Raw genomic sequence first — 23,656 nt, 5'->3', positions numbered from 1 at the left:
CTCAGCGAAGGTGTTGCCCCGTCCGCCGGCTTCAGGGGCTGATTGTCTCTTTCGTCAAGTAAGGGGGAGGTATTGTCGTAGCCACTATGTAGTCGTGAACCTTTTACCTTAAGAAGGTATTTCGGGCAGGATTCAGAGAAAAATCCAAAGCTGAATTTATTGATGAATTATAAAATTCAATGGATATTTAAGGATAGGTCAGGCGTCAAAGCTCAGATTCATCAATTGGATAGCATACAGGAAAATCATTTGACAATATAGGGAGGAATTCCCCTGAAATTCGGGGAAACGTAGTGGCAGCGACAGTACCTCCCCCCTGAAGAATAAGAACAAATCAGCGGCCGCAGGCCGGGGCTCGGGATGGCGAAAACCTTCGCGTCTTCAGTCCCGGGGCATAACTGCCTGTGAGGAAGATGGCATATGTTCACGTTGAATCCGGTTGTATTCCGCGAGGTGTTTTGTGTGAGTGTAGCGCAGCGTAAGTCACACAAAACCCGAGGGCTGCGGCGCGAAACGGTGCTTTTTACCGTTTCTGTGCATCGCGTAGCGTGTTCCTGGACATGAAGTGGACAGGAGCCAAAAAGATTCCGAAGGGAACCTGGGAGTTCATCAGCACTTAGGCGGCGTTTCTCAGGCGCCTTAGTACTGTTATGTACTCCAAAGAGCGCAAGCGTTTCCCGGAGGAACTTTTTCTGCCCGGATTCTCCACCCGCGATTAAACTCAAGCCGGGACTGAAGACTCACATCCCCCCTCTCACCATCCCGCCCCCCGACCGTCCCGGCGGCGTTCTCATTCCTCCATTAAAATTTTGTCGGAAAGAAAAGAACACTTCCTGTAACACAATGGCATAAGTACATGCATTCTGTCCATATCCTGATTAAAGAAGGAAATAGATGCGGAGAAAAGGTATGAAACGATTAACGGCGGTTATTTTGACGATTATGATGGTCCTGCAGGCGGGGCTTTGCAGCGTGTATGCTTCAGTTCCGGAGATTCCGGCCGCGGCGGCTTCGGCGATGGTCCAGGCTGCGGACGGGCCGGAAATTCAGGCTCCGGAGGCAATCCTCATAGAGGCGTCCACCGGAACGGTGATTTATGAAAAGAATGCCGATGAGGCCAGGAACCCGGCCAGCGTTACGAAAATCATGACGCTGCTTCTGACATTTGACGCCCTGAAGTCCGGAAAGATCCATCTGGACGACGAAGTTGTCACCAGCGCCCACGCAAAATCCATGGGAGGTTCCCAGGTATTCCTGGAGGAGGGCGAAGTCCAGACCGTAGAGACACTGATCAAGTGCATTGTCATTGCGTCCGGCAACGATGCCAGCGTGGCAATGGCGGAATACATAGGCGGAGATGAGGCCACATTTGTAAAAATGATGAACGAGCGGGCAAAAGGTCTTGGAATGGAAAACGCAAACTTTGAGGACTGCTGCGGACTGACCGATTCCACGACCCATGCAATGTCGGCCCGTGATATAGCGTTAATGTCGAGGGAGCTTATCACAAAATATCCCGAGATATTCAATTACTCCACGATATGGATGGAAAACATCACCCACGTGACAAAACAGGGTACAAAAGAATTCGGTCTTTCCAATACCAACAAGCTGCTCAAAATGGCTACCAATTTTGAGGTGACCGGCCTGAAAACGGGTTCGACCTCCCTGGCAAAATACTGCCTGTCGGCAACGGCAAAAAAAGACGGTGTAGAGCTAATCGCAGTCATTCTTGCGGCGCCCGATTTTAAAGCCAGGTTCGGCGATGCCCTGACGCTCTTAAATTACGGCTATGCCAACTGCCGGATGTACCGCGACGAAGATCCGGGCACAGTGCCGCCGGCCGCGCTGATAAACGGAATTCAGGACACCGTGCAGGGAAGGCTGAACGGAACATTTTCTTATCTGACAATGAAGGGGGAGGACTTCGGAGGCATTGAGAAAGAATGGGTATTTGAAGAAGGAATCAAAGCTCCCGTGGGCGAGGGCGATATCCTGGGCCGTCTCGTTTACCGGTTAAACGGGCAGGAACTTGGAAGCGTGGATATCGTAGCGGCGGAGGATGTGAGAAAGGCTAATTTCTTTGATTATCTGAAACGGGCCGCATCCAGCTTCTGCGTATAGGAACTATGCGCTAAAGTGAGCCGCCGCAGGCGGGGAATTCCGCAGGATGGATTTTTTATGCATATAAAAACAACCATAAAAAATTTCCTTTATCTGGAATACGATATAATATACCGTTAAAACTAAACAGGGATTTGTCACTGCCAGCCAGATTTTTGGCGCTATTACATAGTGACAAATCCTTGTTTCTTCATGTTGAAATATTTCCCTCAGGGCGGGTATAATAAAACTATCAAAAGGAACGACCGGCCGGTCACTTTTATCAAATTGGAAATACACGAACGGAAATTGGAAGATAGAACATAAAAGTGGAAAGAGGGTATCAGTATGAAAGAAAAAGTTCAGTTATTTGGGCGGTTTTTGAGCGGTATGGTTATGCCGAATATCGGCGCATTTATCGCATGGGGCTTAATTACGGCATTGTTTATCCCGACGGGATGGATGCCGAATGAGGCACTGGCCACGCTTGTAACACCAATGTCAACCGTGCTTCTGCCGTTGTTAATTGCCTACACGGGCGGCGCTGCCGTACACGGACAGCGGGGCGGCGTAATCGGCGCCATCGCAACCATGGGCGTAATCGTAGGTTCCGATATTCCAATGTTTATCGGCGCCATGATTGTAGGTCCTCTGGCTGCCTGGATTATGAAAAAGATAGACAATGTAATAGAAGGTAAAATTCCGGCAGGTTTTGAAATGCTGGTCAATAACTTCTCACTCGGTATCGTAGGCGCAATCCTTACGCTCCTTACCTTAAAGGGCGTTACGCCGCTCGTAGAATCGTTAAATGAGGCAATGAGGGCAGGCGTTGGTTTCTTCGTTGACAACAAACTCCTCCCAATGGCAAGTATTTTCATCGAGCCTGCAAAGGTTCTGTTCCTGAATAACGCAATCAATCACGGAATTTTCTCCCCAATGGGAATCCAGCAGGTGGAGGAGACGGGAAAATCCATTTTCTTCCTGCTTGAGGCTAACCCGGGTCCGGGACTCGGCGTGCTGCTGGCATACTGCCTGGCGGGCAAGGGTTCTGCCAAGAGCTCCGCACCGGGCGCCGTAATCATTCATTTCCTCGGCGGTATCCATGAGATTTATTTCCCATATATCCTGATGAATCCGCTTTTACTTCTCTCCGTTATTGCAGGCGGAGCCAGCGGTATCTTTGTAGAGCAGATGCTGGGCGCTGGACTTTCCGCACCGGCTTCACCGGGAAGTATCATCGCAATTCTCGGAATGACACCGCGCGGCGGCTATATTCCGGTTCTGGCAGGCGTTCTCGTAGCTACGGCGGTATCCTTCTTCATCTCCATGCCGATTCTCAAATTCGCCGGCAAGGATGAGGACCTGGAAGCTTCCAAGAACAAGATGAAAGAAATGAAGAATGCGGCAAAGGGAATTGCCGAAGAGCATAAAACAGTTAATACAGTTAATTCAAAAGATATCAGAAAAATCGTGTTTGCCTGTGATGCCGGAATGGGATCCAGCGCAATGGGAGCGACGGTGCTCAAGAAGAAGCTGGCGGCGGCAGGCCTTGGAAACATTGAGGTTATGCATTCACCCGTATCCTCCATCCCGGCCGATGCTCAGATTGTGGTAACGCATCAGGAACTGGGAGAGAGAGCCGGGCACAGCAATCCGGACGCGCAGCTTATCCTTATCACCAACTTCCTGGCCGCGCCGGAGTATGATGAACTGATTCAGGAATTACTGAACCGATAGGAGAAATGCCCCGGACCCGTCACATCGGCCGGTCGGGCGCATATAGAAAATTGTTAAGACAGAAACCGGGTGTGCCCCCACACCCTGTTCTGTCTTTCTATCGTATAAATACACCGGGCGGGGAAAAGGCCCGGAGGACAAAAAGCCCGAAGGACAAAAGCCGGATAAGGGCGGTCAAGTACCGGAAAACGGGAGAGGGAACGGTAAATATATGGATTTTACACCGAGAATGCAGCAGATACTTCTGCTCATGCTGAATGAAGATAAAGTCATATCCGTCAAAAATCTGGCGGAACAGATGAACCTGAGCAAGCGCACGGTCCAGAGGGAACTGGAATACCTGGGAAAAGCGCTGAAAGAATATAATGTGACGTTCTGTTCCAAGACGGGAACCGGAGTGTGGCTGGAGGGGGAACCGGAAGACAAGGAGAGGCTGTTCAGGCAGCTAAGTGAGAAAGATACGCTGGACGTCTCAGACAGGACGGAGCGCCGCAAAAGGCTGATCCTGGAAATACTGAAAGATAAAACACTGAAAAAACTTTACTACTACAGCGATCTGTTCGGAGTCAGCGAAGCGACCATCAGCGCAGATCTGGAGGCTGCGGAGGAGTGGTTTGCCCCGTTTAATCTGAAAATCAACCGGAAACCCGGTTACGGGATATCCATAGAGGGCAGGGAGAAGGATTTCCGCCTGGCTCTCAGGGCTTTTATCGATGAGAATATCGACACGCGCTTTATACGGGATATTTATGAGGAAAAAGACCAGGCGCTGTTTGAACTGGTGGAAAATAAAAATGATAAAAACATCTACAAGATTTTAAATAATGACCTCCTGCTGCGGGTCATTGCGTGCATCCAGAGGGTGAAGGACCGAAGACTTTTAAATCTGACCGAGAATTCCTATGTGGGGCTCGTTCTGCACGTGACAATCGCGGTAAACAGGATTCTGGGGAAAGAGATACTGGAAGAGAATGAAGCTATGGTCAAATCCCTGCGCGGCGACGAAGATTTCCGCCTGGCGGGCAGAATCGTGGAGGAGCTTAGAAAGGAATTTGAGATCGAGATCCCGGAGATCGAGGTCGCTTATGTCTGTCTTCACATCAAAGGGGCCAAGGTGCAGCAGATAGAACTGGACGAGGACTCAAAGGCCAGGGTGAGCGGCCAGAGGGAACTGCTGTCGGTGGTAAACGCGATGATCGACCGGTTTGATCCGGCCGTCGCCTGGCAGCTCAAGCAGGATGAGGAATTCGTCGTGCAGGGGCTGGCCGCCCATCTGCAGCCGACGTTAGTGCGCCTCGCCAACAATATGAAGATTGAGAATCCGCTGCTGGAACAGATAAAGAACGATTATGCCGCCATTTTCGAGCGGTGCCGCGATGTTGCCGAAGTAATTGAGGAACATTACGGTTTCACGGTGCCGGAGCCTGAGATAGGCTATCTGGCCATCCATTTCGGGGCGGCGATGGTGCGCCTGGAAAGCCGGAAGGAAGTAAAAAGAAAAGTGAACATGGGCGTAGTTTGTGCCAGCGGCATTGGAATATCACGTCTGATGTGCTCCAGGATCAACAAGTTTTTCAAGGACCGCATCGAACTTACGGCATACGGGGTCAATGATTTGAACCCGTTCGCACTGGAGCATACCGATTTCTTTGTATCCACGCTTCCCATCAGGGAGAATGCGGATATCCTTTACGTAAGCCCCCTTCTGACGTCGCAGGAGATGGAGCAGATTGCCGCCAGGGTGCGTGAATACGAACGCATGCCTGCGGCCGGGAAAGAGAACGAGGCGTTTACAAGACAGCTTGAGGAAGTCAACTATATGGCGACCCAGATTAAATCGCTGATAAAACGTTTCAGACGCACAAAGATTGGGACGGCTGCTGCATTCGGGGAATTGCTTTTAAAGGCGGGGGAGGAGCAGACGCCCTACGCGGATCGGCAGACCATGATTGTAGAGGCCTTAAAGAGAAGGGAAACAATGGGCTCCCAGTTTTTCCCGGATTTCTCATTCGCCCTTCTCCACGCGCGGACGGCAGGGGTCACAAAACCGGTATTTACGGTCTTTGTACCGGAGTCGGGAGAACGTTTTACCGCCCCGGATATGAAGGGAATCAGGGCCGCCATTGTGATGCTGATGCCGGAGGAAGGCCACACGCAGGAGAACGCGGACATGCTGGGCTATTTAAGCCAGATGCTGGTGGAAGAGGATGAATTCCTGAACGCCATCATAACAAAGGAAGAGGAGAGCGTCCGGGATCTGCTGTCGCGGTATCTCAAAAAATACTTTGACCAGTATCTGGACAGGATGTAGACACAGAAATTTCCGCCTTCAGCTTTTGTCACTATCTGATGATGCCAAATGCATTTTTGTTTCGGTTGAATTCTACGGTGTGCCGGGGCTATAATTGAGATATAAAAGGGAACAAAAAGAAATACCGGAACGGGAAAACCTGTAGATAATGAGGAGGAATAAGAGAATGTTTGGTTTTGGAAAGAAAAAAGAACAGGCTGAAAAAATTCAGAAACCGGAGCTTTTAGAGAAGAAAAATATCCGTTTAAACTGCAGCCCGATGCCGAAGGATGACGTAATCCGGGCGGTGGGACAGCTCCTTTGCGACAGCGGGTATGTAAACGAAGGTTATATCGATGCAATGATAAAAAGGGAGCTTTCATTCCCTACCAATATAGGAAACGGAATTGCGCTTCCTCATGGAGTTGAAGAAGCAAAGAAAGAGATTAAACAGTCCGGAATCGCAGTGATGGTATTCCCGGAAGGCACCGACTGGGGAACCGAGAAGGTCAACCTTGTAATCGGAATCGCCGGAGTAGGGGAGGAGCATCTGGAAATCCTCTCAACCATTGCAGAAAAGATGGCGACGCCGGAGGCTGTCGAGGAACTGATTAAGGGCAGCGAGGATGATATCTACGCTACATTTACAACAAAAGCGTGATGGAATAATTTTCAGGATGATAAAAATTAAAGCTGGTAATCATAGATAACAGAATGATATCAAACAGAAAAATAAGCGGAGGTTGAAAACATGAAAACAAAAGCAGTGAGAATGTATGGGCTCGACGACTTAAGATTAGAAGAATTTGAATTACCGGAGATAAAGGATGATGAAATCCTTGTAAAGGTGATGAGCGACAGTATCTGCATGTCCACCTACAAGCTTGTTAAGCAGGGTAAAAAACATAAACGCGCTCCACAGAACATCGATACCAACCCGATTATCGTCGGCCATGAATTTGCCGGAGATATCGTACAGGTCGGAAAAAAATGGCAGGATCAGTTCAAACCGGGACAGAAATTTTCCATCCAGCCGGCCATCAACTATCAGGGAAAACTGGACTCCCCGGGATATTCCTATGAGTTTTGCGGCGGAGCCGCCACATACTGCATTATCCCTCACGAGGTAATGGAGATGGGCTGCCTCTTAAATTACGACGGCGAAAGCTACTTCCAGGCATCCCTCGGTGAGCCGATGAGCTGTATTATCGGCGGATACCATGCTAATTACCACACCAACAAAAAGAATTACGAGCATGCCATGGGAACAAAAGTGGACGGCAATATTTTAATCATGGGAGGCTGCGGCCCGATGGGATTAGGAGCCGTAAGCTACGGTATCCAGTTTGAAAATAAACCGAAACGGATTGTTGTAACCGATGTCAACGAGGACAGAATCAACCGTGCAAGAGAAGTAATTTCCGAGGCTCACGCCAGGGAGATGGGAGTGGAACTCCACTATGTAAACACGGCGGCAATGGCAGATCCGATTGCAGAGCTCATGGCTATAACGGAGGGACTCGGATACGACGACGTATTTGTATACGCTCCAATCAGACAGGTAGCCGAGATGGGAGATAAACTGCTGGCATTTGACGGCTGCATGAACTTCTTTGCAGGCCCGACCGACAGCCAGTTTTCGGCAGAGATCAATCTCTATAACTGCCACTATACAAGCACCCATATCATGGGAACCACAGGCGGCAACACGGATGATCTGATTGAGGCCAACGCCCTTTCTGCAAAAGGCGTGATTGAGCCGGCCGTTATGGTAACCCACGTAGGCGGAATCGACAGCATCGCAGAGGCGACAAAGAACCTTCCAACCATTCCGGGAGGAAAGAAGCTGACCTACACACAGTTTGAGATGCCGCTGACGGCCATTGACGACTTCGCAAAGCTGGGTGAGACGGATCCGCTTTATAAGAAGCTGGATGAGTGTTGCAAGGCCCACAAAGGCCTCTGGAATGCCGAGGCGGAGAAAGTCCTGTTTGAACATTTCGGAGTAAGATAGAGGATAAATAACGTTAGATAAAAAAGAAAGCAGTTTTCAGATACATGGCCTGGAACTGCTTTCTTTTTACTGTTGTTTGATTCAGTGAATAATTTAAAAAAAGATATGTGCAATTACCGAAGCTAATATAATTGATAGTACTGTTCTTTCTAACCAAATAAGTATTATATCCTTTAATTTAATTGGAATCTCCGTTGCCATAAGTGAGGGGATGGAGGCAGAAAAGAATAATACTGCCGACACGCTTGTAACTGCAATAGTGAATTTTGTAATAAGAGATGCCTGAACAACCAGCATAGCAGGTAAAAACATTTCAGCTATTTCAATAGCTGCTGCCTTCGCCGCCAATAAAGGTTCTGGTATTTGCATAATCAACATAAAAGGATAAAAAAGGTAACCGATGATGTCAAACAATGGGGTCATATTTGCGAGAATAATGCCAAGCAGGCCTATAGACAGGATACTTGCGGAGACAGAGGAAACCATTTTTACGGCATCATTCAAAAAATATTCTTTAAAATAAGTACTCAACGGTTTTGCTTCTCCCGCTGTTTTTATTCCCTGGTGCCATGCACGAAGGAATACATTCCCTTCTTCTAATTCAGGCTGTTCTGCTCGACTGCTGTAATAAGTATCGGGAATTTTTGTAATTGGATAAATTCTTGCCGTTACAGCAGTAACTGCAAAAGTAACGAAAAGGCAGGACATAAAATACAGATTCCAATATTCGGAGAGCCCTAATACTTTTGAAACTATAAGCAGGAATGATACGGCTACTGTGGAAAAACCTGTAGCTATAATCGCACTTTCACGAGCGGTATATATCCCTTTCTTATAAAAACTGTTTGTCACCATCATAGCCATTGTATAGCCACTCGTAAAAGATACTATGGCATCTACAGAACTTTCACCCGGTGTTTTGAAAAAAGTCCGCATCAATTTGTGCATAAGTGTCCCTAAAAATTCAGCCAGTCCGAAATTCATTAGAAAAACAAAACCAAACCCAGAGACCTGAATTAGAACCGTTATTGACATAACCAAGTCCTCATAAAGAAATGGAAGATAGTTATCCTCCAGAAAAAGTGAGGGACCAATTTTGAAAACAGCCATTATTCCTAGGATGGCTCCCGCTACTTTAAGTCCCGTAAATACGAAATTAAATGTAGAACAACGGTAAGTTTTATTAACAATGGGCAACACGGCACCTAATATAACAAAAAATAATGAATAATAGGGAATGAATGGTTTAAAAGTAAGATTTACAAAGTTCACTATATGTTGAATGGGAATTGCTTTTGAACCATTAAGAGTAAACTCGCAAAAAAACATGATTAGTCCAAAACAGGAATATACTACAAATTTAAAACTTGATACTATAGGATGACATTCATTTTTGTTATTATTAATAGATTTCTGTTGATTCATCATTGTTGTTCCCCCTTTTCTTTTTACCCTTCTACACTATGAAAAGTGCCTATTCCCATATCCATCAGCCGTTTTTGAAATGCTTCTGTCGTTTGAGGAAGAGGAGGCATTTGGTCAAATATAGGAGCAGTCTCTACTTTTCCTGCGAATGGATAATCTATATGAAAAGTCCTCATGGAATTTAAATGCTGATCAATACCCGCATATCGCTTTCTGGTCACAGCATCCAAATCAATTGTTTTTGTTACAAGAGCAGGCTGTTCACCGCATTTATATACCACCTCTCCTTCGGGGCCTGCAATAATTGAACCGCCACAATATGTAATTTTAGGCCCAATACCAGTACTACATGTCCATACGAAATAACACTCATTTTCTAAGGCTCTGACTCTGGGAATAATATCGGGTATATAGTGAAATTCCATTGGTTCCAGTGCAGGACACAATATTATTTCTGCTCCCATCAATGACAAGGTTCTCGAAATTTCAGGAAAGAATTGGTCATAACAAATTATGAGGCCAATTTTGGCGTTTTTTTCAGGTATTTCAAAGATACAGTATTGTTTATCCCCTGCAACCGATTTTTCAGCCGGACGGAACGGCACCTGTTTTCTATATTTTGCTACAATGCTTCCATCAGGACCAAAGACACAGCAAGTATTATAGAATTTTCCATCGGGAAGTTCGGGGGCCGCTTCTGCCATCGTGCAGGGAATAAAATAAATACCATGCTCCTTTGCAATCGCACTAAAATATTCGGTTAATTTACCAGGTATCAGTTCTGGCTTTAACGCGAGGCCAAATTCTGCACCAATTACAATTTCAGGTTTTATATAATTGGCCATTAGAGTTTCAACTGCTTTTTTTAAGTAAATTAGTGCTTCGTCTGCTGGAAGTACCGGCATTTGTAATAATGAAATATTCAAGTTTCTGTTCATGTTTTCTCTCCTTTTTAACCTTTTCTCTTTGGCTTTTACTGCTGTGATTGAAGTATAATCGATATTCCAGCTACACGTTCAAGATATACTTTTCAAACAACTGAAAGGAATTCCCTTTAATAGCAATGGGAAAACGTTATAGTAGGTATACACTTTCTATGTAAAAACTAAATTAATACGGTGAGAATGTGCTTAAGGGAGATCATAAAAAATGATAAAAAGAATTAAAGAAAATCAGGGGAGATAATTAAACCCGAGAAAACACGGTGTTAATTATCTGCCCTGATTTTCATTCTGTATGTTTTTTCGAACAGGAATTTGAATTTCTGTGATAAATTCATTTGGGTTAGTCGTAAAAGTAATGTTGGTTACTGAGATTTCAGTTGAACTGCCGGTAATCACATAACCCTCATTGTAAATATACTGGCATAGCTTTTTATAGGTCTGATGAATTTTTTTATAATCTCCAATATGAATCGTGGTCGCATATAGCCCTTCTTCAATAATTTTCGACTTTTTATCCTGATATATTTTGTCAAAAAGCAACCCAATCCCGGTATATGTTTTGAATTCTCGCTTATTCAAATGCTCAGGCTCGATAAAGAGAACTACATGGCCATGTTCTCTTGGCAATTTTCCTGAATATGCAGCACTGTAGGAACGATGAAGAAGTTCGATATATTCTCTTAAATCATCGGTTACAAAGCTGATGTTAAGAAAATAAACACAGCGCTTTTTGACCGTTTTTATTTCATATTTATTTTTTTGATATACTCGTTTTGCCTGGCTTAAAGCTTTTATATAGAAGTCTGTATTGTTTTTTTGCCGGTTTAATATGAAAATTTGTTCTTCCAGGTTCTTTTTATTCTTTTTTAAAAGGCATTCTAGCTTAGTAATATCTTTTTCATCACAGTAAGCTTTTATTTCTGAAAGAGACAGACCGGACGCTTTTAATTCTCTTATTAGGGCGAATTGATTTAATTCATTTTGGCTGTATAGTCTGTAATTTGAGCCTTCTTGGTGGACAGCCGGCTTAACAAGACCAATTTTATCATAATAGCGTACAGTCTGTTTTGATATGTTAAACAGGGTTGCCACTTCGGAGATTGTATAATGGTTTGTCAATTCAGTTCCTTTCTCAGATATTCGTTCTTGATATGTAAGCAGAATCCTATTTAGTATATCATATTTCTATATGAATATCACTTGTTTTTGAGTTTGCTGTTTTATATAGACTATAAAAGTAATCTATACCAAAATTTACATTTAAGGAAATAATAGATTTAAAATATGAGAGCCCAGTCGTCAGATGATTAAAAAACTGTCGACCAGGCTCTCTTTATCGGATTCAAAGTTGTAGATAACTGGGGGATTATTTCTCCTGTGTCACAGGGCCGTAGAAGCCGATGAGATATAATCCGCAGATTCCCACCAGGGCGTAAATGACTTTGGACAGCATGGAAGCGGAACCAAAGAGATAGGAAACGAGGTTAAAGTTAAAGAACCCGATCAGTCCCCAGTTGATTGCACCAATAATGGCTATGGTGAGAGCAATTACATTTATAGTTTTCTGCATATTCTACCATCCTTTCCTGTATGCGGATTTCTCCGTTTTGCTTATTATTGTCCGGAGAGGTGAAAAATATACGGACCTTCCAGGAAATTTTTAGCAATTGCACAAAAAATTAAGAAAATCGGTTCGATTTTAGGGCAAAAAGCAGAGAATCAGCTTGAAGTAAGATCCCATTTATTGTAAGATAGAACGAGGGGCTGTGAAGCCGAAAAATGAGAATCTTACAGTCAAAGGACGTTGCCCTAAGCTGCAGGAGAATGTACCGGGAGGAACTGGGGATGAAGAACTTTAAGGTAGGGAAGAAACTGGCGATATCATACATAATTATTATGCTGTTGCTGATACTGGGCAGCGTGGTCAGCGTGGCAAATATTGTCAGGGTGGGGGAGAAGATGGAAACGTTCTACGAAGGTCCCTTTACCGTGAGGAGGTCCGTCAGTTCCATAAGAGCCAACTTCGAATCAATGCAGAAATCGGTTTACCGCACTATTGCATATGATGATATGGATATAATGGAAACTTCCATCAGCGATGTCAGCGCGGCACAGAAGAATATTGAGAATGAACTGCTTACGATAAAGGAGCATTTTACAGGCGATAAGCAGATGATAGAGACTTTGGCGGAACATCTTGAGTCGGTGTATCCAATAGATGCCGAAGTACTTGATATGGCTGTACAGTTTCGGAACCAGGAAGCCCTTAAGTATAAGGAGGACAACACCAGGGCGACAAATACGAAAATCCGGGAAGAGCTGGATAACATCAGCAGTTACACCGATGAAACGGGAGTGAACCTGATCACGGAGGTGAGGAATGCGCAGCAGAATTCCATCATCATCCTGGTTCTTCTGGGAGGACTCAGCGTCGGCATCAGCGTTGCCTTTGCATTTTATATCACGCACAGCATCACCCGCCCGATCTCTGAGCTTGAAAAGGCGGCTGAACATATAGCAGAGGGAAACCTGAAAGAGGTATCGGTTACCTATCGGTCGGAGGACGAGATGGGAGGCCTGGCCGAGAGTATGAGAGTTACGATCTCGCGGTTTTCCTTCCTGATCAACGATTTGACTTACCTTCTTGGGCAGGTGTCGGAAGGGAATTTCGATATCGTAAGCCGGGGCAGGGAGAATTATGTGGGAGAATTCTATCCGCTGCTGACCTCGATTCAGCAGACAATAGCGGATTTGAGCAACACGGTAAAACAGATTAACAGTTCGTCGGAACAGGTTGCAGGAGGCGCGGAGCAGGTTTCTTACGGCGCGCAGGCGCTTGCGGTCGGCTCGTCTGAGCAGGCAACTACAATAGAAACACTGGCTGATACGATAAGCAGCCTTGCAGATAAGATTGGAAGCAATGCATATGACGCTTCAAACGCCAGTAAAAAGGCGGGAGCGGTTGGACGGGAAATGGAGGAGAGCAACGGGAGAATGAAGCGGATGCTGTCCGCTATGGATGATATCAGCGACAGTTCCACCAGAATTAAGAGAATCATAGATACGATTGAAGAGATCACATCCCAGACCAATATTCTTGCGTTAAATGCCAAAGTGGAGGCGGCCAGGGCCGGAGCCAGCGGCAAAGGATTTGCCGTCATTGCGGATGAGGTGCAGCAGCTTTCCGCCAAGAGCAAAGAGGCGACAAGGGATACATCCGAGCTGGTTGACGAATCTCTCAGGGCGGTTGAGAATGGTCTTGTCATTGCAAATGAGACGGCCGGGTCACTGCAGAACGTTGTGAGCGGCGTAAAAGAAATCGTGTCTGCAGTCGGGAGCATCTCCGATGCAACATCGGAACAGGCCGAATCGGTGGAGCAAATCACGCGGAATATTACACAGATATCCAATATTGTGCAGAGCAATTCGGCAACGGCTGAGGAAAGCGCCGCAGCCAGTGAAGAGCTTTCAGGTCAGGCGGAGACGCTTAAGAGCCTGGTCAGTACATTTAAATTAAAAGTAAATTAGAAAAACTGAGAAGAGGAGGGGCTTTATGAAAAAAACATTTTTGTGTTTTGAATTGGAAGCCGCTCTTTTTTTGATTCCTCTTGAGCTTGTAAAACATATTCTTCCGGGGAAAGACGACAGCGGCCGGGTTATCTACGGCGGCAGTGAAGTGTGCCTCTTCGATCTGTGCCGTCTGTGGGGAGGACGTACCGGAAACTGTGGAAAATATATGATACTCCTGAACCGGGAGGAAACTCTCTATGGGTTCCGGGTGGATGAAATCATGGGGATTTTTGAACTTGACCCCACCGCCCTGAAAGAAATACCACAGGAGGCGCTGGGCAGGGACAGTTCCGGCCTTAAGAGAGCGGCATATATGGAACGACTGGATTCATGGGCGTTTGTCATAGAGCCCGGCCCATTTTTGTGACGGAGGCAGTGAGGATGGAAGAAGAAGAGAAAAAAGAGATTCTTAAATTATATTCCGGCGGCGGTTATGCGGAAGTATTGATGGAACAGATCGGGAGAATCCTGCCGGCCCCCCGGATTATTAAAGTACCGGGAGCGCCGGACGGCATTGCGGGCATGGTTTATTTCCATAACCGGCTTATTGCAGTGAAGTATCTGGATGGAGCGCAGCACAAGGATGATTTTGGGTGTGCCGTACTGGTAGTCGGGGAAGATGGCAGTCTCTGCGGCCTGCTGGCAGATGATTTGTCAGGAGGTGAGCCGCATGATACGGTTTACGGGTAAGGAGTTTGAGCTCCTGACCAAGTATATGAATGAACACTATGGAATCGATCTTTCGAAAAAGAGGGTCATTGCAGAGTGCAGAATGAGCCAGGAGATGGAAAAAAGGGGAGTTACCTCCCTGAAACAATATATGGACATGATGGAGGCGGACAGAACCGGAAGAATGAGGGCAACGTTGTTGAACCGCCTTACTACGAACTACACATATTTTATGAGGGAACCAAAACATTTTGAATTTCTCGAACAGAAGATACTCCCGGAAATCCGGCCGGAAACGGCAAAAGCCCCGTTCAGGGTCTGGTCTGCCGGCTGCTCCAGCGGGGAGGAGTGCTATACGCTGGCGATGCTGCTTCAGAATTATACCGACGGAGGGGGATGGCTCCCTTCTTTTGAAATCCTCGGCACGGATCTTTCGGAGAACGTGATAGGAAAGGCCAAAGACGGACGGTATCCGCTCAGCGAGCTGGATGCGATACCGCCGTTCTGGCAGCAGAAGTACTGCAGGAAAGACAAGGAGAGGGGCGATTTTACAATCATTCCCCAGCTCAGGGAGAAGGTCAGGTTCCAGTTGATGAATCTCCTGAGGCCCAACGCAGGGATCGATCGCTTTGATCTGATTTTGTGCCGCAACGTCATGATCTATTTTGACGATGCCTCACGCAAAAAATTAATAGAAAATTTATACCGGGCTCTGAAGCCGGGCGGCTATCTGTTTGTGGGCCATACCGAGCTGCTTCCCAGAGATCATGAGCTGCTTACTTATGTGTGTCCGGCTATATACAGAAAATAGAGGGAAATGCTTATGGAAGAAATCAGGGTTGCAATTGTAGCGGAGACCGTCGGAATACAGGAAACGATCAGGGCCGCGCTGCAGTGTGATGGAATATCGGCCTCGGTCTTAAGAACCAGTGCGTGGCGGAAGGGAATTCAGCCCGCCGCGGAGTACGATGCGGTAATACTGGGATGTGAAACGGCCGCTTTTTTTGAGAGAGAATATATGTCTCTCCATACATTCGGAAAGCAGGATAACCATCTGATCGCTGTATGGGAGGACGGAAGCGGAGAAAACTGTGTCCGCAAAAGCGGCTGCGACTTTCTCAGAATGACGGCCATGGATACGGAACGCGGCAGAAACCTTTTTTCCAGAGAACTTATCATCAGGATTAAAGTGGGAAACCCGAAAGCAGGCAGAAATCTGCCGGGCGTCCGGGAAGATAAAAACAGCCGTTTTTTAGTGGGAATCGGTTCATCGGCAGGTGGTCCCAAGGCGCTTCTCAGAGTTTTAAAAGATTTGCCCGAGGATACCTGCGGAATACTGCTCGTACAGCACCTCAGCAGGGGATTTGCAAAGACATTTGCACAATATATGGATTTACAGATTAAAATGAAGGTAAAAGAGGCTGAGACGGGAGAGATAGTTCAGGACGGGACGGTTTATATGGCGTCCGACGGCTGTCAGATGAGCGTCGGCAGGAGCGGTATGGGTTATATAGTCAGAAATATGCCGGGAGCGAAAGTAAACGGTTTTGCTCCCTCGGTCAATTATTTATTTTCTTCCCTGGCCGGTGCGGCGGGGGAAAATGCGATGGGAATGATTCTGACCGGTATGGGAGATGACGGGGCCAAAGGCCTGCTGGAAATGAAGAATGCCGGAGCCTATACCGTGGTCCAGGACAGGAAGACAAGTGAAATTTACAATATGCCCTCGGCAGCGTTTGAACTGGGAGGCGCGCAGAAGCAGCTCCCGTTAGACAGTATGGCCGGAGAGATAAGACGATTTTGTATACAGATGCGGGGTAAAGGAAGGAGATAAAACCGGATGGAATCAAAGATAATGATTGTAGATGATGCAATGTTTATGAGAATGGTAATTAAACGGACGCTTAAGGCGGCGGGATATGAGAATTTCACAGAGGTTGGCGATGGAAGAGAGGCGCTGGAGCGCTATAAAGAAATCCGGCCGGATCTGGTGCTCCTCGATATTACGATGCCGGAGCGTTCCGGATTGGAGGTCCTGGATGATATCTTAAGCGAGGATCCGAAGGCAAGAGTCATCATGTGCTCCGCCCTGGGCCAGGAAGCGGTGATTGCCCAGGCAATTCAGAGGGGCGCCAGGGATTTTATCGTAAAGCCGTTTAAAGACGAAATGCTGGTACAAATGGTAAAAGCCAATTTAAAGGCATAAAGTAAGACCGAAAAGGGATATAGCAAGCCGGAGACTGGAAAGGAAGGCTGAAAACAGCGTCCGAAACGGCCCGGTGGAAGGGGATAGACAGAAGAAATGAAAAAGCTGAAGTTTAAGGATCTTAAGATTGGAAATAAATTACTGGTTTCGTATATGTCGATTATTGTGCTGTATATCGTTACGGTAATGGCTGCGCTGTTTGGTATTTCTGAGACATCCAGAACATTGGACACGTTCTATAAGAAGGCATTTGCCATATCGTACACGGCCCAGGATATGAAGTCCTCCGTCCAGGGGATTGGAAGATGCATACTGGATGTGGCCACGAAAGTGACAGAGCAGGAAAAAATTGAAAAGATAAAAGAAGCCAAGGATATGGAGTCGGTGCTGCTTACCGGATATGCTTATCTGGAGCAGAATCTGGAGAGTGACGAGCTGCTTATCGGGCTGAAGGGGCAGATGGACATAATCAATCCAATCAGAACGAAAGCGGTCGAGCTTCTTGAGGAAAGCCGTTATCAGGAGGCAATGGATCTTTACGATGACGAATATGAACCGAACACCAAGGTGGAGAGGGAGTACCTGCAGAAAATTGCGGACAAATCCCTGGAGCGGGCGCAGAGATACCTGGATAACGGGCATGATGTAAAACGCCGGATGAACAGCATTATCCTGGGACTTGCTGCAATTGTCCTGATTATCTCGACCTTCCTGTGGATTCGCATCACAAAAGGGATTACAGGCCCGGTTAAGGAGATACGGGAGGCCGCCAGGCAGATGGCGGAAGGAAACCTGGAGGCGCACATTGTTTATGAATCAGAAGATGAATTAGGCGCCCTGTCCGGCAGCATGAGGGAAACTCTTGGGACGCTTAAAACTTATGTTTCCGAGATAGAGAAGGGCTTATACGCTATTGGAAACGGAAAACTTACCTACCGTTCCGGGATTACATACAAAGGGGATTTCGTTGCGGTCGGCCTGGCTATGGAGCAGATTACGGAGCTTTTGAACAGGGCGATCCTCCAGATTGCCAATACGTCCGAACAGGTGGCGGGAGGTTCGGAACAGGTGGCGGGCGGTGCGCAGATGCTGTCCCAGGGGTCTGTGGAACAGGCGGCCGTAATGCAGGAGCTGGCGGCCAGTATCAATGAGATTTCCGACAGGGTAAAACACAATGCCGATGATGCCGTAAGGGCCAGCCGTAAGGTCGAAGAGGTGAACGGAATCGTCGCCGAGGGAGACCGGCAGAAGGCGGCCATGCTGGATGCAATCGGTGAAATCAGTGAGAATTCAAAGACAATTGGAAAAATTGTGGAAGAGATTGAGGATATTGCGTTCCAGACCAATCTGCTGTCCCTGAATGCGTCGGTGGAAGCAGCCAGGGCAGGGGAAGCAGGCCGCGGATTTGCAGTTGTTGCCGCAGAGGTGCGCAATCTGGCCGTCAAGACGGCGGAGGCGTCCAGAATGATGGCGGAACTGGCGGATCAGACCGGGGATAAAGTGGACAAGGGCGCGGGCGCGGCAGGAAAGACGGCGGAAGCCTTCGACCGGGTGGTGCATGGAACCGGAGAAATCCTGACCATGATTGACCGGATTTCGGATGCCTCCGTGCAGCAGGCGGATTCAGTTCTTCAAATCCGGGAGAGTATCGAGCAGGTAATCTCCATTGTGCAGGATAACTCAGCGACGGCCGAGGAGAGCGCCGCGGCAAGTGAAGAATTGTCGGCACAGGCCCAGATTATGAAACAGCTTGTGGAGGAATTTGAATTATAGAAAGCGGGATGACCAAAATGGAAGAAATATATCTGTCTTTCAGGAATGTTTTTCGGGGAAGACGGAGAAGAGAGGTAGCAGATGGGGAAATATTACAGTTTGAATGAAAGTATGAGCGATATACTCAGGGAGCTTGGTAATATAGGAAGCGGAAAGGCGGCGACTGCCCTGTCGGGCCTGATGGGCCACGCAATCGGGATGGAGATTCCGGCGGTTAATATCAGGGGCTTTGAACAGGTTTCCAATATACTGGGAGGAACCGAGAATACCGCAGCCGGTGTACTGATGGATTTGACCGGCGATATCCGCGGCATGTTCATGTTCCTGTGCAGTGAATCTTTTTTGAAAAGTGTTATGAAAGGGATGCTGGGGAGCGAGACGGAAAATATTTACGAGCTGGATGAGATGAGTCTGTCCGCATTCAAGGAGATTGGCAATATCATGTGCTGCTGTTATATCAGCGCCCTGGCGGAAATGCTGGATATTACGATCGATGTGTCGGTACCGGATGTCAATGTGGATATGGTGGGAGCGCTGTTAAGCGTTCCGATGATACGTATTGCAAATGTCAGTGATGAATTTTTGTTTATAGAAACCGAGATCAGCACCGGCGGGCTGTCGGAACAGGGCTATGTCCTGTTCTTTCCGGAGCAGGAATCTCTGGAGAAGATCGCTGTGATACTAGAGGAGAAATATGAAAAATAGTCTGGTTAATGTGGGGATTGCCTGTGCGCTTGTAGTGAAGGAGCCGGGGGCGCTGATTACGTATGCGCTGGGCTCCTGTGTAGGCGTCTGCCTTTTTGACAGTAAAAAGCATATCGCAGGCATGGCCCATATCATGCTGCCTTCGTACAGGGATGCAGTAGACCGGCAGAATTTATATAAATTTGCAGACAGTGGTTGTGAACTCCTGCTCCATTCCATGTACCGGCAGGGAGCCGGGCGTGACGATATCACTGCAAGGCTGGTGGGCGGAGCCAAAATGTTCCGCACCGGAGGCTCGATGGAGGGAATCGGTGAGCGGAATATCCATGCGGTCAGAGAGACACTGCACCGTCTGGGAATTCGGATCACTGCGGAGGACACAGGAAAAGATTACGGAAGAACGGTGACATTAGATTCTTTAACAGGAGAGGTGACCGTGAAAGCCGTCAACGGAGAGATAAAAAAAATTTGACAGGCGGGAGCCGGCCGGATGGAAGGAGAAAAAGGACATGGGAAGCGGACAGACAATATTAGCGATTGATGACAGCCTGTTAATTTGTCAGCAGATAGAAAAGGTTTTAAAGAGTGATGAGGTGGCGATCCACAAGGCCCATTCGGCAAAGGAAACAATGGAGATGCTGGATCAGATTCAGCCGGATTTGATTCTGTTAGACGTGGTGCTTCCTGATATGGAGGGGTATGACCTGTTCCAGAAAATCAGGGATCATGAAAACGGCCGTGCACCGGTTATTTTTATCACATCAAAGGACAGTGAACAGGATATTACAAGGGGATTTTCACTTGGCGCCTGTGATTATATAAGAAAACCGTTCCTTCCGGAGGAACTGAGATCCAGAGTCAAGGCCCATCTCCACGACAAACAGGAGAAGGATGAGCTCCGCTCCCTGAATGAGACGCTCAAGGCAAATATGGAGAAACTGAACCGGGCGGCATTCCGTGATGAATTGACGGGGCTTTACAACCGCCGTTTTATCGTGGAGAAGCTGGCAAAGGATTTGAAAGAGGAAGGCCGCGACGACGCCCTGGTCATGGTGGATGTGGACAATTTCAAGCGGATCAACGACACTTACGGCCATTCGGTGGGGGACATGGTTCTCGTCTGTATTGCCAATATCATGGAAAGTATCTGCAGAAGACATAAGGTGGTGCGCTGGGGCGGGGAGGAATTTCTCCTGATCCTGATGGCGGTCACAAAACAGGAAGTGCTTGAAATATGTGAGGAAATCCGCAAGGAGATTGCTGAATTTCCGTTCATGTTCGGGGACACGAATTTTACATGCACAGTTACACTTGGGATCGCACTTTATGATAAATCAAAAGACTTTGATGATAACACGAACTGTGCCGACAAGGCTCTCTATTATGGCAAGACGTCGGGAAAAAACCGGGCGGTGCTGTTCGGATCGGAGAAGGAAACAGGGGTGTGATGTAGATGGGATTTTTTGATACAGATATGGAAGATATGCTGGATATCTATCTTCTTGAGACGAACCAGCTTCTCGACCAGGCAGATGAGATTCTGCTGAATGCGGAACAGGAAAAGGCGCTTACAAAAGACGAAATTAACGGGATCTTCCGCGTAATGCATACGATTAAGAGTTCTTCGGCCATGATGGGGCTGACCGCACTGTCGGTGCTGGCCCACCGTCTGGAGGATATTTTTGCCGTATTCCGGGAAGGGCCGTTCAGGCTCGGGGGCTTTGAGCAGGAGACCTTTGACCTTGTCTTTGCCGCCGCCGATTTTATCAGGGGCGAACTGGGGCGGATGAATGATGAGACATTCCAGCCCAACGACCCGGCAGGGTTTGACGAAAAGATAGATGCCCTTGTCTCAAAAGTAAAAGACAAAAAGGATTTTACCGCTCATATACGGTTTGAAGCAGATTGTAAAATGGAAAATATCCGCGCTTATATGGTGGCGCGCCAGATAAAAGAGGAATGCACCGAAATGCAGACCTACCCGGAAAATGTGGAGTCCAATCCGGGTACGGCGGACTATATCCGGGAAAACGGTTTTTACATCCATTTTCTCTCAGAAAATCCGGGCCTGGTGTTTGATAAACTGTCCGAGGCTCTGTTTGTTTCCCGCGTGACCGCATCGGAGGAAATGCCGGAGCAGGCCGGCCAGACAGAAACATCCGCCGGAAGAGAGGAGACTGGTCAGGCAGAATCGTCCGGGACGGCAGCAATATCCGCTGGGGGAGGGGCGTCCAGACAAGCAGAATTATCGGAGACGGCAGAAACATCCGCCGGGAGAGACGGGATAGGTCAGGTGGAATCATCCGGCCAGGCAGAAATATCCACCGGGAGAGAGGAGACTGTTCAGGCAGAACAATCCGGCCAGGCAGAATCATCCGCCGGGAGAGAAAAGTCCGGGCAGGCGGATCATCAGGAGAAGAGAGAAACGGATAAACCGGCAAGACCGGCGGGGCAGAATGGTGCGGCGCAGACCGGGAGCGAATTCATTCACGTGAAGGTGGAGCGCCTGGACGAGCTTCAGAATCTGACGGGAGAGCTTATGATAGCGGCCCAGGCCGCCGATTTATACGGAAGCACCGCGGGAGCGGGAGTGCGGGAAGACAACCAGAAACGCCAGTTGGAACGTCTTTTAAGGGAATTGGAGGAACTTGTGATTTCCATCCGTATGATTCCTTTTTCCAGTGTTGTTCCGCAGATTAGCCGCGTTGTCAGGGATATCAGCCGGAAAGAGAATAAGAAAATAACGTTTACCGTGACAGGCCAGGACGTGGAGGTAGATAAAAAGATTGCGGACAGTATTCTGGAACCGCTGCTTCATCTGATCCGCAATGCCGTGGATCACGGTATTGAGACACCGGAAGAGAGGGCGGCGGCAGGAAAAAGCCAGACCGGGCAGATTACGCTGAGTTTTGAAAACATGGGCGGAGAGATCTGTGTATCGGTCCAGGATGACGGCTGTGGAATCGACACGGAAAAAGTGCTTAAAAAGGCGAAAGATAAAAAACTTTTTACGGGAAATGAAGCGGATTATTCTGAGACGGAACTGATGGAACTCTGTCTCCTTCCCGGCTTTTCAACAAGAGAGCAGGCCAATGAGTTTTCGGGCAGAGGCGTTGGTCTGGATGTGGTCCGGCAGATGGTGGAAAAATTTGGCGGCCATCTCCATCTGGAGAGCAGGAAGGGAAGCGGAAGCCGCTTTATACTCCATCTGCCGCTGACATTGACGATCATTGACAGTATACGCCTGTTGGCCGGTGACAATTGTTTTGCCGTTCCGGCCAGACAGGTAATGCAGTTTTTCCCATATCCTCCGGCAGAGACGGAGCTTGTAAGGCGCGGAGAAAAAGAATTCTGGCTGCATGAGGGACGCTATATTCCGATCATATCCCTGCGGCAGTTTTATGACATGGATCAGGGAACAACGGGACGCCGCGTGATGGCGTATGTGAAAGGCAGCTCCCGGGAGGCGTGTATTCTGGCCGATAAAATTGTCGATCAGATGAGTCTTGTGGAAAAACCGCTTCCACAGATATTTGGCCCCCATTTCAGGTATTACACGGGAATTTCGGGCTGCAGCCTTCTTGGAGACGGCTCGATCTGTATGCTGCTCGATATAGAAGATTTAATCCGCGTAGCGGGAGGTGCAAAATCGTATGAGTGATTTAAGCGGGCTGAGCGCCCAGATGGCTTTTTTTGACGAAGGATCGGAAACAGCCGTACAGTTCCGGGAGAATCTGGAATTTATGGCAGTCGACATGGGGAATTTTTACTATGGAATAGAGCTTAACTATGTCAAAGAACTGGTCCGTGATCCGCATATCACACCGGTTCCCTGTCTGCCCTCCTATTATGAGGGGGTATGCAACTGGAAGGGCAATATTATTCCCGTAGTATCCATGCGCGCCGCCGGAGGACTTCCCCGGGAGGAGGTTTCCCAGAAACTGGTGCTGATCGCAAAAGCGGGAGGGCTCGAATGCGGTTTTCTGGTAGCAGGGGAGCCCGCAATCGTAGGCATTGCCCCCGACCGTGAGCTGACCGGGGAACTGCCGGAAGACGGCGGGATTATGCTGGCCGTCAAGCAGGCATTCGAGGGGGAAGATAAGATTATTTCAGTGGTTGATGTGGACAAATCCCTCAAAAAGATGGTGGTGTTTGAGTAGAAAAATGAGGACGCGGGCGGGACGGCTCGGGGAGGGGGATGGTGGGAGGGGGTGAGTCTT

General features: G+C 47.8%; 21 protein-coding genes. 17 read left to right on the top strand and 4 right to left on the bottom strand.

Annotated elements, in window-relative coordinates:
• Positions 1 to 909 precede the first annotated feature (909 nt).
• From QZT18_RS19805 to QZT18_RS19785, 5 genes are all read left to right on the top strand, one after another.
• The gene (locus QZT18_RS19805) at positions 910 to 2,124 is read left to right on the top strand and encodes a D-alanyl-D-alanine carboxypeptidase family protein (RefSeq protein ID WP_294150697.1); all 1,215 of its coding nucleotides are present in this window, start codon (positions 910 to 912) and stop codon (positions 2,122 to 2,124) included.
• A gap of 327 nt (positions 2,125 to 2,451) precedes the next feature.
• Positions 2,452 to 3,840, top strand: a complete 1,389-nt coding sequence (locus QZT18_RS19800; protein WP_294150696.1) for a PTS mannitol transporter subunit IICB — start codon at positions 2,452 to 2,454, stop codon at positions 3,838 to 3,840.
• A 211-nt stretch (positions 3,841 to 4,051) separates the two neighbouring features.
• Complete coding sequence (locus tag QZT18_RS19795) at positions 4,052 to 6,151, top strand: BglG family transcription antiterminator (protein WP_294150694.1); 2,100 nt, start codon at positions 4,052 to 4,054, stop codon at positions 6,149 to 6,151.
• A 166-nt stretch (positions 6,152 to 6,317) separates the two neighbouring features.
• The gene (locus QZT18_RS19790; RefSeq protein WP_125143344.1) at positions 6,318 to 6,791 is read left to right on the top strand and encodes a PTS sugar transporter subunit IIA; all 474 of its coding nucleotides are present in this window, start codon (positions 6,318 to 6,320) and stop codon (positions 6,789 to 6,791) included.
• Between the two features lie 90 nt (positions 6,792 to 6,881).
• The gene (locus QZT18_RS19785; protein ID WP_294150691.1) at positions 6,882 to 8,144 is read left to right on the top strand and encodes a zinc-binding dehydrogenase; all 1,263 of its coding nucleotides are present in this window, start codon (positions 6,882 to 6,884) and stop codon (positions 8,142 to 8,144) included.
• A gap of 93 nt (positions 8,145 to 8,237) precedes the next feature.
• On the opposite strand, the gene QZT18_RS19780 is transcribed toward QZT18_RS19785, so the two are convergent.
• The 4 genes from QZT18_RS19780 to QZT18_RS19765 all read right to left on the bottom strand — a co-directional run bounded on the left by QZT18_RS19780 (position 8,238) and on the right by QZT18_RS19765 (position 12,083).
• Positions 8,238 to 9,572: a YjiH family protein gene (locus QZT18_RS19780; RefSeq protein ID WP_294150689.1), complete on the bottom strand. Its 1,335-nt coding sequence runs from the start codon at positions 9,570 to 9,572 to the stop codon at positions 8,238 to 8,240.
• A gap of 20 nt (positions 9,573 to 9,592) precedes the next feature.
• The gene (locus QZT18_RS19775) at positions 9,593 to 10,507 is read right to left on the bottom strand and encodes a carbon-nitrogen hydrolase family protein (RefSeq protein ID WP_294150688.1); all 915 of its coding nucleotides are present in this window, start codon (positions 10,505 to 10,507) and stop codon (positions 9,593 to 9,595) included.
• A 273-nt stretch (positions 10,508 to 10,780) separates the two neighbouring features.
• Positions 10,781 to 11,632: a MerR family transcriptional regulator gene (locus tag QZT18_RS19770; RefSeq protein ID WP_294150687.1), complete on the bottom strand. Its 852-nt coding sequence runs from the start codon at positions 11,630 to 11,632 to the stop codon at positions 10,781 to 10,783.
• Positions 11,633 to 11,879: 247 nt separating this feature from the next.
• Positions 11,880 to 12,083: a DUF378 domain-containing protein gene (locus QZT18_RS19765; protein WP_003500020.1), complete on the bottom strand. Its 204-nt coding sequence runs from the start codon at positions 12,081 to 12,083 to the stop codon at positions 11,880 to 11,882.
• A 209-nt stretch (positions 12,084 to 12,292) separates the two neighbouring features.
• On the opposite strand from QZT18_RS19765, the gene QZT18_RS19760 reads away from it, so the two are divergent.
• The 12 genes from QZT18_RS19760 to QZT18_RS19705 all read left to right on the top strand — a co-directional run bounded on the left by QZT18_RS19760 (position 12,293) and on the right by QZT18_RS19705 (position 23,596).
• Positions 12,293 to 14,041 carry a methyl-accepting chemotaxis protein gene (locus QZT18_RS19760; RefSeq protein WP_294150666.1) on the top strand — a complete coding sequence of 583 codons (1,749 nt, stop codon included), beginning with the start codon at positions 12,293 to 12,295 and terminating at the stop codon, positions 14,039 to 14,041.
• A gap of 25 nt (positions 14,042 to 14,066) precedes the next feature.
• A complete protein-coding gene (locus QZT18_RS19755) occupies positions 14,067 to 14,450 on the top strand; it encodes a chemotaxis protein CheW (protein WP_294150665.1) in 384 nt (127 codons plus the stop codon).
• Positions 14,451 to 14,464: 14 nt separating this feature from the next.
• On the top strand, positions 14,465 to 14,773 hold the full coding sequence (locus QZT18_RS19750) for a chemotaxis protein CheW (protein WP_294150664.1): 309 nt from the start codon (positions 14,465 to 14,467) through the stop codon (positions 14,771 to 14,773).
• Positions 14,754 to 15,563, top strand: a complete 810-nt coding sequence (locus tag QZT18_RS19745; protein WP_294150662.1) for a protein-glutamate O-methyltransferase CheR — start codon at positions 14,754 to 14,756, stop codon at positions 15,561 to 15,563. Before QZT18_RS19750 ends, QZT18_RS19745 begins: the two co-directional genes overlap by 20 nt.
• A 12-nt stretch (positions 15,564 to 15,575) precedes the next feature.
• Positions 15,576 to 16,586: a CheB methylesterase domain-containing protein gene (locus QZT18_RS19740; protein ID WP_294150660.1), complete on the top strand. Its 1,011-nt coding sequence runs from the start codon at positions 15,576 to 15,578 to the stop codon at positions 16,584 to 16,586.
• A gap of 6 nt (positions 16,587 to 16,592) precedes the next feature.
• Positions 16,593 to 16,958 carry a response regulator gene (locus tag QZT18_RS19735; protein WP_294150659.1) on the top strand — a complete coding sequence of 122 codons (366 nt, stop codon included), beginning with the start codon at positions 16,593 to 16,595 and terminating at the stop codon, positions 16,956 to 16,958.
• A gap of 96 nt (positions 16,959 to 17,054) precedes the next feature.
• Positions 17,055 to 18,731 carry a methyl-accepting chemotaxis protein gene (locus tag QZT18_RS19730; RefSeq protein ID WP_294150657.1) on the top strand — a complete coding sequence of 559 codons (1,677 nt, stop codon included), beginning with the start codon at positions 17,055 to 17,057 and terminating at the stop codon, positions 18,729 to 18,731.
• A gap of 81 nt (positions 18,732 to 18,812) precedes the next feature.
• Positions 18,813 to 19,436: a chemotaxis protein CheC gene (locus QZT18_RS19725; protein WP_294150656.1), complete on the top strand. Its 624-nt coding sequence runs from the start codon at positions 18,813 to 18,815 to the stop codon at positions 19,434 to 19,436.
• On the top strand, positions 19,426 to 19,908 hold the full coding sequence (locus QZT18_RS19720) for a chemotaxis protein CheD (RefSeq protein ID WP_294150655.1): 483 nt from the start codon (positions 19,426 to 19,428) through the stop codon (positions 19,906 to 19,908). The genes QZT18_RS19725 and QZT18_RS19720 overlap by 11 nt, the downstream gene beginning before the upstream one ends.
• 37 nt (positions 19,909 to 19,945) lie before the next feature.
• Positions 19,946 to 20,884: a diguanylate cyclase gene (locus QZT18_RS19715; RefSeq protein ID WP_294150653.1), complete on the top strand. Its 939-nt coding sequence runs from the start codon at positions 19,946 to 19,948 to the stop codon at positions 20,882 to 20,884.
• Positions 20,885 to 20,889: 5 nt separating this feature from the next.
• On the top strand, positions 20,890 to 23,097 hold the full coding sequence (locus tag QZT18_RS19710; protein ID WP_294150652.1) for a chemotaxis protein CheA: 2,208 nt from the start codon (positions 20,890 to 20,892) through the stop codon (positions 23,095 to 23,097).
• Positions 23,090 to 23,596 carry a chemotaxis protein CheW gene (locus QZT18_RS19705; protein ID WP_294150651.1) on the top strand — a complete coding sequence of 169 codons (507 nt, stop codon included), beginning with the start codon at positions 23,090 to 23,092 and terminating at the stop codon, positions 23,594 to 23,596. Before QZT18_RS19710 ends, QZT18_RS19705 begins: the two co-directional genes overlap by 8 nt.
• Positions 23,597 to 23,656 lie beyond the last annotated feature (60 nt).

The sequence above is a fragment of the uncultured Clostridium sp. genome, from assembly GCF_900547735.1.
GTDB lineage: Bacteria > Bacillota > Clostridia > Lachnospirales > Lachnospiraceae > Otoolea.
The sequence above is the reverse complement of the archived record's forward strand: the minus strand, read 5'-3'. Positions and strand labels throughout refer to the sequence as shown.

What these genes read in the sequence shown, in the direction of transcription:
- QZT18_RS19805 (WP_294150697.1), top strand. Translation starts at nt 910, where the DNA reads ATGAAACGATTAACGGCGGTTATTTTGACGATTATGATGGTCCTGCAG.
- QZT18_RS19800 (WP_294150696.1), top strand. Translation starts at nt 2,452, where the DNA reads ATGAAAGAAAAAGTTCAGTTATTTGGGCGGTTTTTGAGCGGTATGGTT.
- QZT18_RS19795 (WP_294150694.1), top strand. Translation starts at nt 4,052, where the DNA reads ATGGATTTTACACCGAGAATGCAGCAGATACTTCTGCTCATGCTGAAT.
- QZT18_RS19790 (WP_125143344.1), top strand. Translation starts at nt 6,318, where the DNA reads ATGTTTGGTTTTGGAAAGAAAAAAGAACAGGCTGAAAAAATTCAGAAA.
- QZT18_RS19785 (WP_294150691.1), top strand. Translation starts at nt 6,882, where the DNA reads ATGAAAACAAAAGCAGTGAGAATGTATGGGCTCGACGACTTAAGATTA.
- QZT18_RS19780 (WP_294150689.1), bottom strand. Translation starts at nt 9,572, where the DNA reads ATGATGAATCAACAGAAATCTATTAATAATAACAAAAATGAATGTCAT.
- QZT18_RS19775 (WP_294150688.1), bottom strand. Translation starts at nt 10,507, where the DNA reads ATGAACAGAAACTTGAATATTTCATTATTACAAATGCCGGTACTTCCA.
- QZT18_RS19765 (WP_003500020.1), bottom strand. Translation starts at nt 12,083, where the DNA reads ATGCAGAAAACTATAAATGTAATTGCTCTCACCATAGCCATTATTGGT.
- QZT18_RS19760 (WP_294150666.1), top strand. Translation starts at nt 12,293, where the DNA reads ATGAGAATCTTACAGTCAAAGGACGTTGCCCTAAGCTGCAGGAGAATG.
- QZT18_RS19755 (WP_294150665.1), top strand. Translation starts at nt 14,067, where the DNA reads ATGAAAAAAACATTTTTGTGTTTTGAATTGGAAGCCGCTCTTTTTTTG.
- QZT18_RS19750 (WP_294150664.1), top strand. Translation starts at nt 14,465, where the DNA reads ATGGAAGAAGAAGAGAAAAAAGAGATTCTTAAATTATATTCCGGCGGC.
- QZT18_RS19745 (WP_294150662.1), top strand. Translation starts at nt 14,754, where the DNA reads ATGATACGGTTTACGGGTAAGGAGTTTGAGCTCCTGACCAAGTATATG.
- QZT18_RS19740 (WP_294150660.1), top strand. Translation starts at nt 15,576, where the DNA reads ATGGAAGAAATCAGGGTTGCAATTGTAGCGGAGACCGTCGGAATACAG.
- QZT18_RS19735 (WP_294150659.1), top strand. Translation starts at nt 16,593, where the DNA reads ATGGAATCAAAGATAATGATTGTAGATGATGCAATGTTTATGAGAATG.
- QZT18_RS19730 (WP_294150657.1), top strand. Translation starts at nt 17,055, where the DNA reads ATGAAAAAGCTGAAGTTTAAGGATCTTAAGATTGGAAATAAATTACTG.
- QZT18_RS19725 (WP_294150656.1), top strand. Translation starts at nt 18,813, where the DNA reads ATGGGGAAATATTACAGTTTGAATGAAAGTATGAGCGATATACTCAGG.
- QZT18_RS19720 (WP_294150655.1), top strand. Translation starts at nt 19,426, where the DNA reads ATGAAAAATAGTCTGGTTAATGTGGGGATTGCCTGTGCGCTTGTAGTG.
- QZT18_RS19715 (WP_294150653.1), top strand. Translation starts at nt 19,946, where the DNA reads ATGGGAAGCGGACAGACAATATTAGCGATTGATGACAGCCTGTTAATT.
- QZT18_RS19710 (WP_294150652.1), top strand. Translation starts at nt 20,890, where the DNA reads ATGGGATTTTTTGATACAGATATGGAAGATATGCTGGATATCTATCTT.
- QZT18_RS19705 (WP_294150651.1), top strand. Translation starts at nt 23,090, where the DNA reads ATGAGTGATTTAAGCGGGCTGAGCGCCCAGATGGCTTTTTTTGACGAA.